Genomic DNA, 11,676 nt, shown 5'->3' with positions numbered 1-11,676 from the left:
GGGCCTGTGTCGCTTCTTGTCGTGGTATATGTAGGGGAGATGGTGGGCGACCCTGGAATCGAACCAGGCGTGGGTCTCCCCGGCGGAGTTACAGTCCGCTGCCTCACCTTGAAGCATGTCGCCCATTGCTGCGGCGTGGATACCGAAGCGGGTGAGGCGCGTCAAGAGTCGAAAACGTCGGAAAAGGGGGCTTTGCGCCCCCTCTTCGCCTGCGGCGAATTCACCCCCGCAGAGTATTTTCAGGCAAGATGAAATCCTGCGAATCAGGGGCAAGGAGACGGGGATGTTGGACAATGTCATGACCGAGGCGCGCAGCGACCTGGCGGCGGCGTTTCGCTGGACGGCGCGGCTGACTATGCATGAATCGGTCGCCAATCATTTCTCATTGGCGGTGGATGACGCGGCGCGGCAATTCCTGATCAATCCGAACGGGCGGCATTTCTCTCGGATCAGCGCGCGCGATCTGATCCTGCTGGATGCAGATGATCCGAACACGATGGACCGCCCCGGCGCGCCCGATCCGACCGCCTGGGGCCTGCATGGCGGCATTCACCGGGCCTGTCGCCATGCGCGCTGCGTGATGCATGTGCATTCCATTCATGCGACGGTTCTGGCCAGTCTTGCCAACTCGCGCCTGCCGCCCATCGACCAGAACAGCGCCATGTTTTTCAATCGCCATGTGGTTGACGATGGCTACGGCGGAATGGCGCAGGGCGAGGAGGGGGCGCGCTGTGCAACGCTTCTAGCGGACCCGAAAATGACCACAATGGTGATGGGCAATCATGGGGTTCTGGTGATCGGGAACAGCGTGGCCGAGGCATTTCATCGGCTTTATTATTTCGAACGCGCGGCGGAAACCTATATCCGGGCGTTGCAAACCGGGCAGGCGTTGCGGGTCATGCCGGATGAGATTGCCGAAAAGACCGCGCAGGAATGGGAGGCCTATCCCGGCTTTGCCGAGGCGCATCTGCGCGAGCTCAAGGCGATCTTGCGCGAAGAGGGTTCTGATTTCGAGGGCTGAACGGTCTGCGCTGGCCCTTGCGCCCAGACCCGCCTCGGCGCATTCTGCGCGCCGAAATCGAGGGGCAAAACCATGAAGAAACCCACCTGGGTGGTCGAAAAAGAACGCGCCAAGCGCAGTGCCGCGAATGAGACCGTCTGGTTGTTTGGCTTGCACGCGGTGCGCGATGCGTTGATGAACCCGGCGCGGCAAAAACTGCGGCTGTTGGTGACCAAGAACGCCGCCGACAAGCTGGCTGAGGCGATCGAAGCCTCGGGGATGGCACCCGAGATCGAGGACGCGCGCAAATTCTCGGCCCCTTTGGCGGCGGAATCGGTGCATCAGGGGGCGGCACTAGAGGTCAAGCCGCTGGATTGGGGCAAGTTCGAGGATGTCTGCGCCACGGGGGCGGGCGCGCCATTGGTGGTGATGCTCGACCGGGTGACAGACCCGCATAACGTCGGCGCGATCCTGCGCTCGGCCGAGGTGTTCGGCGCGCGGGCGGTGATCGCCACGCGGCAGCACGCGGTGCCCGAAACCGGGGCCTTGGCGAAAACCGCCAGCGGCGCACTGGAACGTCAGCCCTATTTGCGGGTCACGAATCTGGCGGATGCGATGGAAACGCTGAAACGCATGGGGTTTGTGCTGCTGGGGTTGGACGGCGATGCCGAGGCCACGCTGCAACAAGGTATCGTGGCGGCGGGCACACGGCCTATTGCGCTGGTGATGGGGGCCGAGGGGCCGGGGCTGCGCGAGAAAACCCGCGAGACCTGTGATCAACTGGTGCGGATTCCCTTTGGTGGCGCGTTTGGCTCGTTGAACGTGTCGAATGCCGCAGCGGTATCGCTGTATGCGGCAACAACCGCTCGGTAACTGCTCCGTCCCGGCTTCATCACAAAGTCGCGACCCCTCTTTCTTTTATGCCAAGAGTGTCCATATTGTTACATGAAACGTTGAGCGGAACTCTCGCGTTTTCTTCACTGTCCCTCGTTCCCACCTTGCGCCCGGCACCCCCGCCGGGCGCTTTTTATTGACAATTGTCCGCGGCACAAGGCTGAGACAAGGTGATTGCAAAGGAATGATGATGCCCGACGCCCCTGATGATGCTGCTCTGCGCCGGATCTTGCAATCCATGCGCATGGTTGCGGTGATTGGAGTCTCGGCCAACACGATTCGGCCCAGCTATTTCGTGGCGCGCTATCTGGGGCTGCGCGGGAAGCGGGTGATTCCGGTCAATCCCGGTCTGGCGGGGCAGGTTTTGCTGGGCGAGCCGGTTGTGGCCACCGTGGCGGAGTGCCCGCCCGAGGTGGACACGATCGATATTTTTCGCCGCTCCGAGCATGTCTTGCCGATTGTCATCGAGGCGATGACGGCGCTGCCAAACCTGAAAACCGTCTGGTTGCAGATTGGTGTTTTCAGCCCCGAAGCCCAGGCGATCTGCGCGGAACGGGGGGTGAATTTCATTCAGAACCGCTGCCCGAAGATCGAATATCAACGGCTTTTCGGCGAACTCCGGATGGGCGGGTTCAACACGGGCGTGATTTCGTCCAAGCTGTGATTGCCCTATCGGGTCATGCCAAGACCCGGTTGCGTTTGGCGAGAGATGGGGCAGCGGCAATCACGACTCCCGAACGCCGTGCCTTGGTGATGCGATAGCGCATGTATCTAGTCCAACAGGGTCTGGATCAGCGGGCTTTCGGCATCCTTCAGCGCGTCAATGACGTCAAAATGGTGTTTGCCGGGATCGACGTGCCATGGGCAATCCCAGTTTTCGGACAGCAGGCGCGCTTGCCACAAGAAGGCGGGGCGCTCCTGGCCGCCAACCCAGATCGTACAGTCAACATCGTCGCGTTTGGTCAGGCGCGCGGGGCTCTCGGTGGCGGCTTCGGCCGCGTCGATCTTGAGGGTCGCGTTCATCGCGGTATGCCTCAGGGGGGCCAGATCGGAGACCGGAGAAATCGGCACCACGCGCACCAGCCGGGCGGCCCAGTCTGGCGTGCGATCCGTACAGGCCATGCGCGCGCTCAGATGCCCGCCGGCGGAATGCCCGGTAACGACGATTGGCCCTGTGACAATTTGTGCGGCGGCAAAGATTGCCGTTTCAACCTCGTTGGTGATCGTGTGGATACGGGCCTCGGGCGCCAAGGTGTAGCCGGGCATCGCCACCGCCCAGTCGCGTGCCAGCGCACCGGCGGCCAGATGCGACCAGGTTGAGGGCGACGTGGCCAGCCAGTAGCCGCCGTGGATGAACACCATCAACCCGACCGGGTGTGTCACGTCGGGCAGGAACAGATCAAAGGTTTGGCGCGGCGCTTGCCCATAGCGCAGCCCGGTCTGCGCGCGGTCGCCAAGGCGGCGGCGCAGCGCCTCGGCCTCGACCGTCCAATTGGCGGAAATCGCATCGAAGCCGGGGACAAAGGACTGGTTCTCATAGGCGAGAGTGAGGTCGTCTGTCATGCGGGGCCAGTTCCTTGTCATCAACGTGCGATTATGATCAAACTTGCGCAAACCGTGCCGCACGGCAACCCCGACAATGAGGATATCATGCTCGATCACCCCACAGACCTGCGCAGCTTGCTCAAAGACAAGACCCTTTTGGAAACCCGCGCCTATGTGGCGGGCGCCTGGATTGGCGCGGATGACGGCAAGACCTTTGCGGTCACCAACCCGGCCCGCGGTGATGTGATTGCCCAGGTCGCGGATCTGTCGCGGGCCGAAGTGGCGCGCGCCATCGAGGCCGCGAATATCGCGATGAAGGATTGGGCCGCCCGGACCGGCAAGGAACGCGCCGCCGTCTTGCGCAAATGGTACGATCTGATGGTCGCCAATGCCGATGATCTGGGCACGATCCTGACCGCGGAAATGGGCAAGCCACTGGCCGAGGCCAAGGGCGAGGTGCTGTATGGCGCGGCGTTCGTCGAATGGTTCGGCGAAGAGGCCAAGCGCATCTACGGCGAGACCATCCCCGGCCACCTGCGCGACAAGCGGATCACCGTGCTCAAGCAGCCGATTGGCGTTTGCGCGTCGATCACGCCGTGGAATTTTCCGAACGCGATGATCGCCCGCAAGGTTGCGCCCGCATTGGCCGCGGGCTGTGGCTTTGTCGCGCGCCCGGCGGCCGAAACGCCGCTGTCGGCGCTTGCCATGGCGGTTCTGGCCGAGCGGGCCGGTGTGCCCAAGGGGCTGTTCTCGGTCGTCACCTCGTCGCGTTCGTCGGATATCGGCAAGGAATTCTGCGAAAACCCGATCGTGCGCAAATTGACCTTTACCGGCAGCACCGAAGTCGGACGCATCTTGCTCAAGCAAGCCGCCGACCAGGTGATGAAATGTTCGATGGAACTGGGCGGTAACGCGCCGTTCATCGTGTTTGACGACGCCGATCTGGATGCGGCGGTCGAGGGCGCGATGATGTCGAAATTCCGCAACAACGGGCAAACCTGCGTCTGCGCGAATCGTATCTATGTGCAGGCGGGCGTTTATGACGCTTTTGCCGAAAAGCTGCGCGTGGCGGTGGAAAAGCTGAATGTCGGTGACGGGTTGGAGGCGGGCGTGACAACCGGCCCGTTGATCAACAACGCGGCCTTGACCAAGGTCGAGGAACACATCAAGGACGTGTTGGACCACGGCGGCTCCTTGATGACTGGCGGCAGCCGACATGCGCTGGGCGGCTCGTTCTTCCAGCCGACCATCGTGACCGGCGTCACTCAATCCATGAAGGTCGCGCAAGAAGAGACCTTTGGCCCGCTGGCCCCACTGTTCAAATTCGACACCGAGGAAGAGGCGATCGGCTATGCCAACGACACGATCTTCGGGCTGGCGTGCTATTTCTACGCGCAGAACGTGGGCCGCGTGACGCGGGTGCAAGAGGCGCTGGAATACGGGATCGTCGGCGTGAACACCGGCATCATCTCCACCGAGGTGGCGCCGTTTGGTGGTGTGAAGCAATCGGGCCTTGGCCGCGAAGGCTCGCATTTCGGCATCGAGGATTTCCTCGAGCTGAAATACATTTGCCTGAGCATCTGAGGTTGGTTTTGATGTCGCGACGGGGAAGGGGGGCTTTGCCCCCCTCTTTGCTGCGCAAATTCACCCCCCAGGATATTGAAGGAACAAAGACGGGCGGGGATTATCCGATCATGCCGCCCGGGGTGTCGCCCATTTGTGCGCGGTGCAGCATCAGTTGATCGAGCAGCACACAGGCCATCATCGCCTCGCCGACCGGCACCGCGCGAATGCCGACGCAGGGGTCGTGGCGGCCCTTGGTGACAACTTCGGTATTTTGCCCGTCGGTGGTCACCGAGGCGCGCGGCGTCAGGATCGATGAGGTCGGCTTGACGGCGAAGCGCACCACGACATCCTGACCCGAGGAAATGCCGCCCAGAATGCCGCCCGCATGGTTCGAGGAATAGACCGGCTTGCCCTCGTTGCCCATGAAGATTTCATCTGCGTTTTCAACGCCTGTCAGCGCCGCCGCGCCAAAGCCTGCGCCGATTTCAACACCCTTGACCGCGTTGATCGTCATCATCGCCGAGGCCAGTTCGCTGTCGAGCTTGGCATAGATCGGCGCGCCCAGTCCGGCGGGGACGCCGCGCGCCGTGACCTCGATCACCGCGCCCACCGAATTGCCGGCCTTGCGCAGCGCGTCGAGGTCGTCGGCCCAGAGGTCCGCGGTTGCTGCGTCGGGGCTCCAGAACGGGTTTTCGGCAATCGTGCCCCACGCAAACCGCGTGCGGTCGATACGGCGCGGGCCCATCTGCACCATATAGCCGGTGATGATCAGGTCCGGCAGCAGCTGCGCCAAGACCTGCCGCGCCACACCGCCCGCCGCCACGCGGGCTGCGGTTTCGCGCGCACTGGAACGCCCGCCGCCGCGTGGGTCTCGGATGCCGTATTTCTGGTGATAGGTGATGTCGGCATGGCCGGGCCGGAACGTCTTTGCAATTTCGGAATAATCCTTGGAGCGCTGGTCTGTGTTGCGGATCAACAACTGAATCGGCGTGCCGGTGGTCTTGCCCTCGTAGACGCCGGACAGGATTTCGACCGCATCGGCTTCGCGGCGCTGGGTGGTGAAGCGGTTTTGACCGGGCTTGCGGCGGTCCAGCCAGGGTTGGATGTCGGCCTCGGTCAGCGCGATGCCGGGTGGGCAGCCGTCAACGGTTGCCCCAAGCGCGGGTCCGTGGCTTTCGCCCCAGGTGGTGACGCGGAACAGATGGCCAAAGCTGTTGAACGACATGCGCGATCTCCCTTTGGCCCCCGTCTAAACGCCCCCTGCGCCGCTCTCAAGCCCGCATGACAGCTTCATCTTGTCGAAAATACTCCGGGGGCGGCGCATAGCGCCGATGGGGGCAGCGCCCCCGCGCGGGGCGAGGGGCCTCGATGGCCCCGAGCCACGCCCCCCCCCTCAGCGATTTGAGGGGGGCAATGGCTGGTTCAGGGTCCAGTCCCATGTGCCGGTGTCGCGCTCTTTGACGGCTTGTTTCCAACCAACCGCTTCGCTGCGGGCCTTGAAGTTGAGACCTTCGGGCGAATGCCGGGTAATCCCGTCAAACACCGTCGCGAGGCGTTGGGTGTTCATGATGCCGGTGGCCTCAATGGCTTGATTGATCACCATTTTCTGCATCGCCAATTGGTTCACCGGCACCGAAGCCATCCGTGCCGCCATCGCCTCGACGGCGTCATCAAGGTCGGCATCGGGCACGGCCTTGAGGATCAGCCCCATGTCCTCGGCCTCGCGTCCGGTGATTTTATCGCCGGTAAACATCAGGCGTTTGGCGCGTTCTGCCCCGAGGCGGTACACCCACATCGCCGTCGTCGGGCAGCCCCAGACCCGGGCGGGCATGTAGCCGATTTCGGCGCTCTCGCCCATGAACACCATGTCGCAACACAGCGCGATGTCCGACCCTCCGGCGACGGCAAAGCCGTGGATTTTGCACAAGACAGGCTTCAGGGCACGCCACGGCGCCATGAATGCCTGGGTATTGCGCCACATGAACGCATAATCCTTGATCGGATCCCAGGGCATTGGTTGCGTGACTTGGTTGCCGCCGCCGGTACTGGCCTGCGCATAGTAGGTCAGATCATAACCTGCACAAAATGCGCGCCCGGCACGGGACAAGATCATCACATGGATATCCGGATCGGCATCTGCCTGTTCCACAGCCTGCGCCAACAGGCCCGGCATCTCATCGTCGATGGCGTTCATCACCTCGGGGCGATTGAGGGTGATCCGGGCGATTCGCCCGTCTTTTTCGTACAGGTTTTTCGGCATGAGCGGTTCTTTTCCAAACTGTGTGGCAGGTCTAGAAAACGGCTGAGACCTCATACATTACCGGCTCGAATCGCGAACACATCGCCGCAATGGCCCGGTTGCGCTCGCGCATTTCAGGGGTGCGCAGCATGGCCTGGAAGTCCTCGCGCTTGACCCAGCGCGAATAGGTGGAAATGCGGGTTTGCGCGTCGTTCACATGGATCGCGCCGCCCAGAAAGCCGGGCTGATGGCGGATCACCTTGTCATAGGCGTCGGTCAGGGCGTCCAGCACATCGGTGCAGGTGCCGGGGGTCATCTCGAACGTCGAGACCACGGTCTGGCCGGTGAAATCGGTGGTGATGGCAAGCGTCATGGGAATCCTCCGTCTGTTGCCACTATCCTGCCCCCTTGTCGCGCCGGTGCAAAGGGTTATGTTGTCGCGTACCTCGGGGTGCCTGCGTACGCGCTGGCTGAGAAACGGTTGAACCCGTGACCCGTTGAACCTGAACCGGTTAGGACCGGCGGAGGGAAGGTGACGGATATGTATTCCTCCACCCCGACCCCGCCCGTCGCAAATGGAGGATGCAATGAGAGTTTCTGAACTTGCTGCGGGATTGTTTTTGGCTTCGGCTTTGGCAATTCCAGCCCACGCGCAGACCCCTGAACTCAGGGTGCTGACCTATGACAGTTTTGTGTCGGATTGGGGCCCCGGCCCGGCCATCGAAGCCGCGTTCGAGGCCACATGCGGCTGCGATCTGGTCTTCGAATCGGCCGGTGACGGGGCCGCGATGTTGGCGCGGCTGATGCTGACCGGCGCGCGCACCGAGGCGGATATCGTCTTGGGCCTCGATACCAACTTGACGGCGGCGGCGTCGGCCTCGGGCCTGATCGCGCCGCATGGGGTGTCGCCTGCGTTGGATTTGCCGATCGCCTGGGATGACCCGTTGTTCCTGCCCTATGATTGGGGCTGGTTCGCCTTTGTCCATGACGTGAACCGCACGCCGACCCCGCCCACCAGTTTCCCTGAGCTGATCGCGTCGGATCTGAGCATCGTGATTCAGGACCCCCGCTCATCGACCCCCGGTTTGGGCCTGCTGATGTGGGTCAAGGCGGCTTACGGCGACCGGGCCGCCGAAATCTGGCAAGGCCTGGCGCCGCGCATCCTGACGGTCACGCCCGGTTGGTCCGAGGCCTATGGCCTGTTCCTTGAGGGCGAGGCCGATATGGTGTTGAGCTACACGACCTCGCCCGCCTATCACCTGATTGCCGAGGAGGACGCCAGCAAGGCGGCGGCTCTGTTTGATGAGGGGCACTATCTTCAGATCGAGGTTGCCGGGATCGTGGCGAATACCGACCAGCCGGAACTGGCGCGGGCGTTCATGGCGTTCATGGTGTCCGACGCGTTCCAATCGGTGATTCCGACGACCAACTGGATGTACCCGGCCGTGACCCCCGAAGGCGGCTTGCCGGCGGGGTTCGAGACGCTGCACCAGCCCGAAACCTCGCTGTTGTTCCGTGGCGATGAGGCGGCCGCGCTGCGGGATGCGGCGTTGAGCGAGTGGCGGGATGCTCTTGCGCGCTGAACCACGCGCGCTCTGGTGGGCCGCTGTCCTTGTGGCGGCGGCCCTTCTGCTGTTGAATTTTGGCGCGCTGGCAGCCGTGCTGTGGCGGGCCGAATTGGGCGCGCGGCTTGGCCCCGCCGATTGGGCCGCGGCGCGGTTCACGGTGTTGCAAGCCACGGTTTCCGCGCTGATCTCGGTGGCCTTGGCGATCCCGGTGGCGCGGGCTTTGGCGCGGCGGCGGTTCGCTGGGCGCTCGGTGTTAATCGTGCTGATGGGGGCACCCTTTATCCTGCCGGTGCTGGTTGCGGTGATCGGCTTGCTGGCGGTGTTTGGCCGTAACGGGATGGTCAACGATGTCCTGGCGCTGATGGGCGTGCCGCCGTTCACGGTTTACGGCTTTCAGGGCGTCGTTTTGGCGCATGTGTTTTTCAACCTGCCGCTCTGTGTCCGGCTGCTGCTGCAAGGCTGGGCGCGGGTTCCCAATGAGCACTTGCGCCTGGCGTCGGCGCTGGGCTTTGGCGGCTGGGCGCGGTTGCGGCACATCGAGGTGCCGATGCTGGTGCGGGTGGTGCCGGGGGCTTTGGCGGTGGTGTTCCTGATCTGCCTGACCTCGTTTGCGGTGGCGTTGACGCTGGGCGGCGGGCCACGCGCCACGACCCTTGAGTTGGCAATCTATCAGGCGTTTCGGTTTGATTTCGACCTTGGCCGGGCGGCCTTGCTGGCGTTGCTTCAGGCGGCAATCGGTATCGCGGCTTTGCTGCTGCTGGCGCGGTTCACGCTGCCGGACACCGGCATGACCGGCCTTGACCGCGTTGCACCAACCCCGCCGGGCGGCCTGTCGCGGGCGGTGGACGCCAGCGCGATCGGGCTTGCGGCGGCGTTCCTGTTGATCCCGCTGGGAATGGTCATTCTGCGCGGTGTGCCGCATGTTCGGGATTTGCCTGCGCCGGTTTGGCTGGCGTTGGGGCAATCGCTCAAGGTGGCGGCATTGTCAGTCGGTTTGCTGGCGGTGATGACCGGGGCCTTGACGATGGCGGCGCTGGCGCGGCGCTGGCCTGAAGGGGTCGGCATGGTGGCGCTGGTCTCGTCGCCCCTGGTGATCGGCACCGGCTTGTTCATCGTGATTCACCCCGTGTCGGACCCGGTGCATTGGGCTTTGTCGGTCACGGCTTTGGTCAATGCGGCGATGGCGCTGCCGTTCGCCTTGCGCGCCGTCCTGCCCGCCGCGCGCCGGGCCGAGGGAGATTTTGCCCAGCTTTCGGCATCGCTGGGGCTGGGGGGCTGGGCGCATTTCCGGCTGATTCTGTGGCCTCGGTTGCGGCACCCGTTCGGCTTTGCGCTGGGGCTGGGGGCGGCGTTGTCGTTGGGCGATCTGGGGGTGATTGTGCTGTTTGCGCAGACCGGCGGCGAGACCCTGCCAATGCAGGTGCAGCGCTTGATGGGGGCCTATCGCAGCGACGACGCGGCGGGGGCAGCTTTGGTGCTATTGGTGGTGGCATTGGCGGCGTTTGTCAGTGTCGAGCGCATGATCGGGGGGAAGAATGCTGGAACTTGATGGCGTGAGGATCGTTCAGGATGACTTCAGCCTGACGGCGGATTTCAGCGTTCCCACCGGCGCGCAGGTCGCGGTGCTGGGGCCGTCGGGGGCGGGGAAATCCACGTTGATCGGGGCCATCGCCGGGTTTGTGCCGCTGACCGCCGGGATGATTCGCTGGGACGGGGCTCGGATCGACAGACTGCCACCCGCGCAACGGCCGATGAGCATTCTGTTCCAGGACCACAATTTGCTGCCGCATATGAGCGTGTTCGACAATGTCGCGCTGGGGATCAATCCGGCATTGCGGCTAAGTAAATCGGACCGGGTTGCGGTGATGCAGGCGCTTGATGAGACGGGTTTGACCGGGCTGGAGGGGCGCAAGCCCGCGCAATTGTCGGGCGGACAGATCAGCCGGGCAGGGTTGGCGCGGGTGTTGTTGCGGGCCCGGCCTTTGGTTTTGCTGGATGAACCCTTTGCGGCGCTTGGTCCGGCGCTGAAAATCGCCATGCTGGATCTGGTCGCGCGTATCGCGGCAAAGAACGGGGCGACGGTGCTGATGATCACCCACGACCCGGCGGATGCGTTGCGGTTGTGCCCGCAAACCGTGGTGGTCGCCGAGGGGCAGGCAGATGCACCCGCTGACACTCACGCGCTGCTGCAGACACCGCCGCCTGCGTTGGCGGCCTATCTCGGTTAGAATTGGCAGGTCTGGCGCAAGGCCTCTCGGGCGCGGCTGCTGCCGTTCAGGCGATAGCTGGTGATCTCCTCACCCGCCGCATTGCGCAACTGCAACCGGCTGCCCCATGAGAAGGCGTCGAGGAACGTCGCGTCGAGCGCCCCGTCGGCAACCCAGACGCTTTGCGCGGGATCATAGAGGAAGGTGCGTTCAAAGTTCTGGCCGTCGATCTCGAAGGTGACGGGTTCGGGGGTGGGCGCCGGGTTCAGCGCCAAACCGCGATAGGCGTCAAAGCGCAGCGTGCTGGTTTGGGTTTGGGGATCGCACCACAGGGCGATGCGGCCGACGTGGTTCGCCCCTTCGGCATGGATCGACACGGGCTGCGCGGCGTTGTCGCTGCGTAGGATCAGCCAGGTGCCGGGCACGACATACTGCCAGTTCGCCTCGGTTCCCCAGCGACCAGAAGCGATCCATTGCGCGGATGCGGGCATCGACGAGCCGATCAAAACGGCTAGGGCTGACAGGGTGGCGAGACGGCGGGGGGACTGAGACATGCGGGTTCTTCGACTTACGGGCGGTTTGGCCGTGGAGATTAGCCACCACAAGGGGCCGAGGCCAGACCCCCGACAGGCAAAACGCGCCCCAAAGGGCGCGTTT

The 11,676-nt window shown here is 63.7% G+C and carries 12 protein-coding genes, 1 tRNA gene and 1 riboswitch; of the genes, 7 read left to right on the top strand and 6 right to left on the bottom strand.

Annotated features, from left to right (window positions below; translation table 11 throughout):
• Nucleotides 1–40: 40 nt before the first annotated feature.
• Nucleotides 41–124: transfer RNA gene (locus VDQ28_RS21055), tRNA-Tyr, on the bottom strand.
• 159 nt (nt 125–283) lie between these two features.
• Here VDQ28_RS21055 and VDQ28_RS21050 point away from each other — a divergent pair.
• The 3 genes from VDQ28_RS21050 to VDQ28_RS21040 all read left to right on the top strand — a co-directional run bounded on the left by VDQ28_RS21050 (nt 284) and on the right by VDQ28_RS21040 (nt 2,558).
• Nucleotides 284–1,021 carry a class II aldolase and adducin N-terminal domain-containing protein gene (locus VDQ28_RS21050; RefSeq protein ID WP_323037797.1) on the top strand — a complete coding sequence of 246 codons (738 nt, stop codon included), beginning with the start codon at nt 284–286 and terminating at the stop codon, nt 1,019–1,021.
• Between the two features lie 72 nt (nt 1,022–1,093).
• The gene (gene rlmB, locus VDQ28_RS21045; protein WP_323037796.1) at nt 1,094–1,873 is read left to right on the top strand and encodes a 23S rRNA (guanosine(2251)-2'-O)-methyltransferase RlmB; all 780 of its coding nucleotides are present in this window, start codon (nt 1,094–1,096) and stop codon (nt 1,871–1,873) included.
• Nucleotides 1,874–2,078: 205 nt separating this feature from the next.
• Nucleotides 2,079–2,558, top strand: coding sequence for a CoA-binding protein (locus tag VDQ28_RS21040; protein ID WP_416349411.1), 480 nt, complete (start codon nt 2,079–2,081; stop codon nt 2,556–2,558).
• Nucleotides 2,559–2,665: 107 nt separating this feature from the next.
• Here the strand turns inward: VDQ28_RS21040 and VDQ28_RS21035 are convergent, their stop codons facing one another.
• Nucleotides 2,666–3,457 carry an alpha/beta hydrolase gene (locus tag VDQ28_RS21035; RefSeq protein ID WP_323037794.1) on the bottom strand — a complete coding sequence of 264 codons (792 nt, stop codon included), beginning with the start codon at nt 3,455–3,457 and terminating at the stop codon, nt 2,666–2,668.
• A gap of 87 nt (nt 3,458–3,544) precedes the next feature.
• Here VDQ28_RS21035 and VDQ28_RS21030 point away from each other — a divergent pair, with 87 nt between their 5' ends.
• Nucleotides 3,545–5,023, top strand: a complete 1,479-nt coding sequence (locus VDQ28_RS21030) for an NAD-dependent succinate-semialdehyde dehydrogenase (protein WP_323038173.1) — start codon at nt 3,545–3,547, stop codon at nt 5,021–5,023.
• Nucleotides 5,024–5,123: 100 nt separating this feature from the next.
• On the opposite strand, the gene aroC is transcribed toward VDQ28_RS21030, so the two are convergent.
• The 3 genes from aroC to VDQ28_RS21015 all read right to left on the bottom strand — a co-directional run bounded on the left by aroC (nt 5,124) and on the right by VDQ28_RS21015 (nt 7,617).
• Complete coding sequence (gene aroC / locus VDQ28_RS21025) at nt 5,124–6,230, bottom strand: chorismate synthase (RefSeq protein WP_323037793.1); 1,107 nt, start codon at nt 6,228–6,230, stop codon at nt 5,124–5,126.
• A gap of 168 nt (nt 6,231–6,398) precedes the next feature.
• The gene (locus tag VDQ28_RS21020; protein WP_323037792.1) at nt 6,399–7,265 is read right to left on the bottom strand and encodes a crotonase/enoyl-CoA hydratase family protein; all 867 of its coding nucleotides are present in this window, start codon (nt 7,263–7,265) and stop codon (nt 6,399–6,401) included.
• A gap of 31 nt (nt 7,266–7,296) precedes the next feature.
• Nucleotides 7,297–7,617, bottom strand: coding sequence for an antibiotic biosynthesis monooxygenase family protein (locus tag VDQ28_RS21015; RefSeq protein ID WP_323037791.1), 321 nt, complete (start codon nt 7,615–7,617; stop codon nt 7,297–7,299).
• A gap of 64 nt (nt 7,618–7,681) precedes the next feature.
• A riboswitch (TPP riboswitch) is annotated at nt 7,682–7,791 on the top strand.
• Between the two features lie 40 nt (nt 7,792–7,831).
• On the opposite strand from VDQ28_RS21015, the gene thiB reads away from it, so the two are divergent.
• From thiB to VDQ28_RS21000, 3 genes are read left to right on the top strand one after another with little or no spacing between them, the layout of a single operon-like run.
• Entirely contained in the window at nt 7,832–8,827 is a 996-nt protein-coding gene (gene thiB, locus VDQ28_RS21010) for a thiamine ABC transporter substrate binding subunit (protein WP_323037790.1), read from the top strand.
• Nucleotides 8,811–10,361, top strand: a complete 1,551-nt coding sequence (locus tag VDQ28_RS21005) for an ABC transporter permease subunit (RefSeq protein ID WP_323037789.1) — start codon at nt 8,811–8,813, stop codon at nt 10,359–10,361. The genes thiB and VDQ28_RS21005 overlap by 17 nt, the downstream gene beginning before the upstream one ends.
• Nucleotides 10,348–11,040 (top strand): ATP-binding cassette domain-containing protein, encoded by a 693-nt coding sequence (locus VDQ28_RS21000; protein ID WP_323037788.1) that lies wholly within the window; start codon nt 10,348–10,350, stop codon nt 11,038–11,040. Before VDQ28_RS21005 ends, VDQ28_RS21000 begins: the two co-directional genes overlap by 14 nt.
• Here the strand turns inward: VDQ28_RS21000 and VDQ28_RS20995 are convergent.
• The gene (locus VDQ28_RS20995) at nt 11,037–11,573 is read right to left on the bottom strand and encodes a hypothetical protein (RefSeq protein ID WP_323037787.1); all 537 of its coding nucleotides are present in this window, start codon (nt 11,571–11,573) and stop codon (nt 11,037–11,039) included. The genes VDQ28_RS21000 and VDQ28_RS20995 overlap by 4 nt on opposite strands.
• Nucleotides 11,574–11,676 lie beyond the last annotated feature (103 nt).

This window comes from Pararhodobacter sp., assembly GCF_034676545.1.
Classification (GTDB): Bacteria; Pseudomonadota; Alphaproteobacteria; order Rhodobacterales; family Rhodobacteraceae; genus Pararhodobacter.
This window is presented reverse-complemented; position numbering and strand designations above follow the sequence as displayed.

Coding starts and splice junctions, on each gene's coding strand:
- VDQ28_RS21050 (WP_323037797.1), top strand. CDS start 284: ATGTTGGACAATGTCATGACCGAGGCGCGCAGCGACCTGGCGGCGGCG.
- rlmB (WP_323037796.1), top strand. CDS start 1,094: ATGAAGAAACCCACCTGGGTGGTCGAAAAAGAACGCGCCAAGCGCAGT.
- VDQ28_RS21040 (WP_416349411.1), top strand. CDS start 2,079: ATGATGATGCCCGACGCCCCTGATGATGCTGCTCTGCGCCGGATCTTG.
- VDQ28_RS21035 (WP_323037794.1), bottom strand. CDS start 3,457: ATGACAGACGACCTCACTCTCGCCTATGAGAACCAGTCCTTTGTCCCC.
- VDQ28_RS21030 (WP_323038173.1), top strand. CDS start 3,545: ATGCTCGATCACCCCACAGACCTGCGCAGCTTGCTCAAAGACAAGACC.
- aroC (WP_323037793.1), bottom strand. CDS start 6,230: ATGTCGTTCAACAGCTTTGGCCATCTGTTCCGCGTCACCACCTGGGGC.
- VDQ28_RS21020 (WP_323037792.1), bottom strand. CDS start 7,265: ATGCCGAAAAACCTGTACGAAAAAGACGGGCGAATCGCCCGGATCACC.
- VDQ28_RS21015 (WP_323037791.1), bottom strand. CDS start 7,617: ATGACGCTTGCCATCACCACCGATTTCACCGGCCAGACCGTGGTCTCG.
- thiB (WP_323037790.1), top strand. CDS start 7,832: ATGAGAGTTTCTGAACTTGCTGCGGGATTGTTTTTGGCTTCGGCTTTG.
- VDQ28_RS21005 (WP_323037789.1), top strand. CDS start 8,811: ATGCTCTTGCGCGCTGAACCACGCGCGCTCTGGTGGGCCGCTGTCCTT.
- VDQ28_RS21000 (WP_323037788.1), top strand. CDS start 10,348: ATGCTGGAACTTGATGGCGTGAGGATCGTTCAGGATGACTTCAGCCTG.
- VDQ28_RS20995 (WP_323037787.1), bottom strand. CDS start 11,573: ATGTCTCAGTCCCCCCGCCGTCTCGCCACCCTGTCAGCCCTAGCCGTT.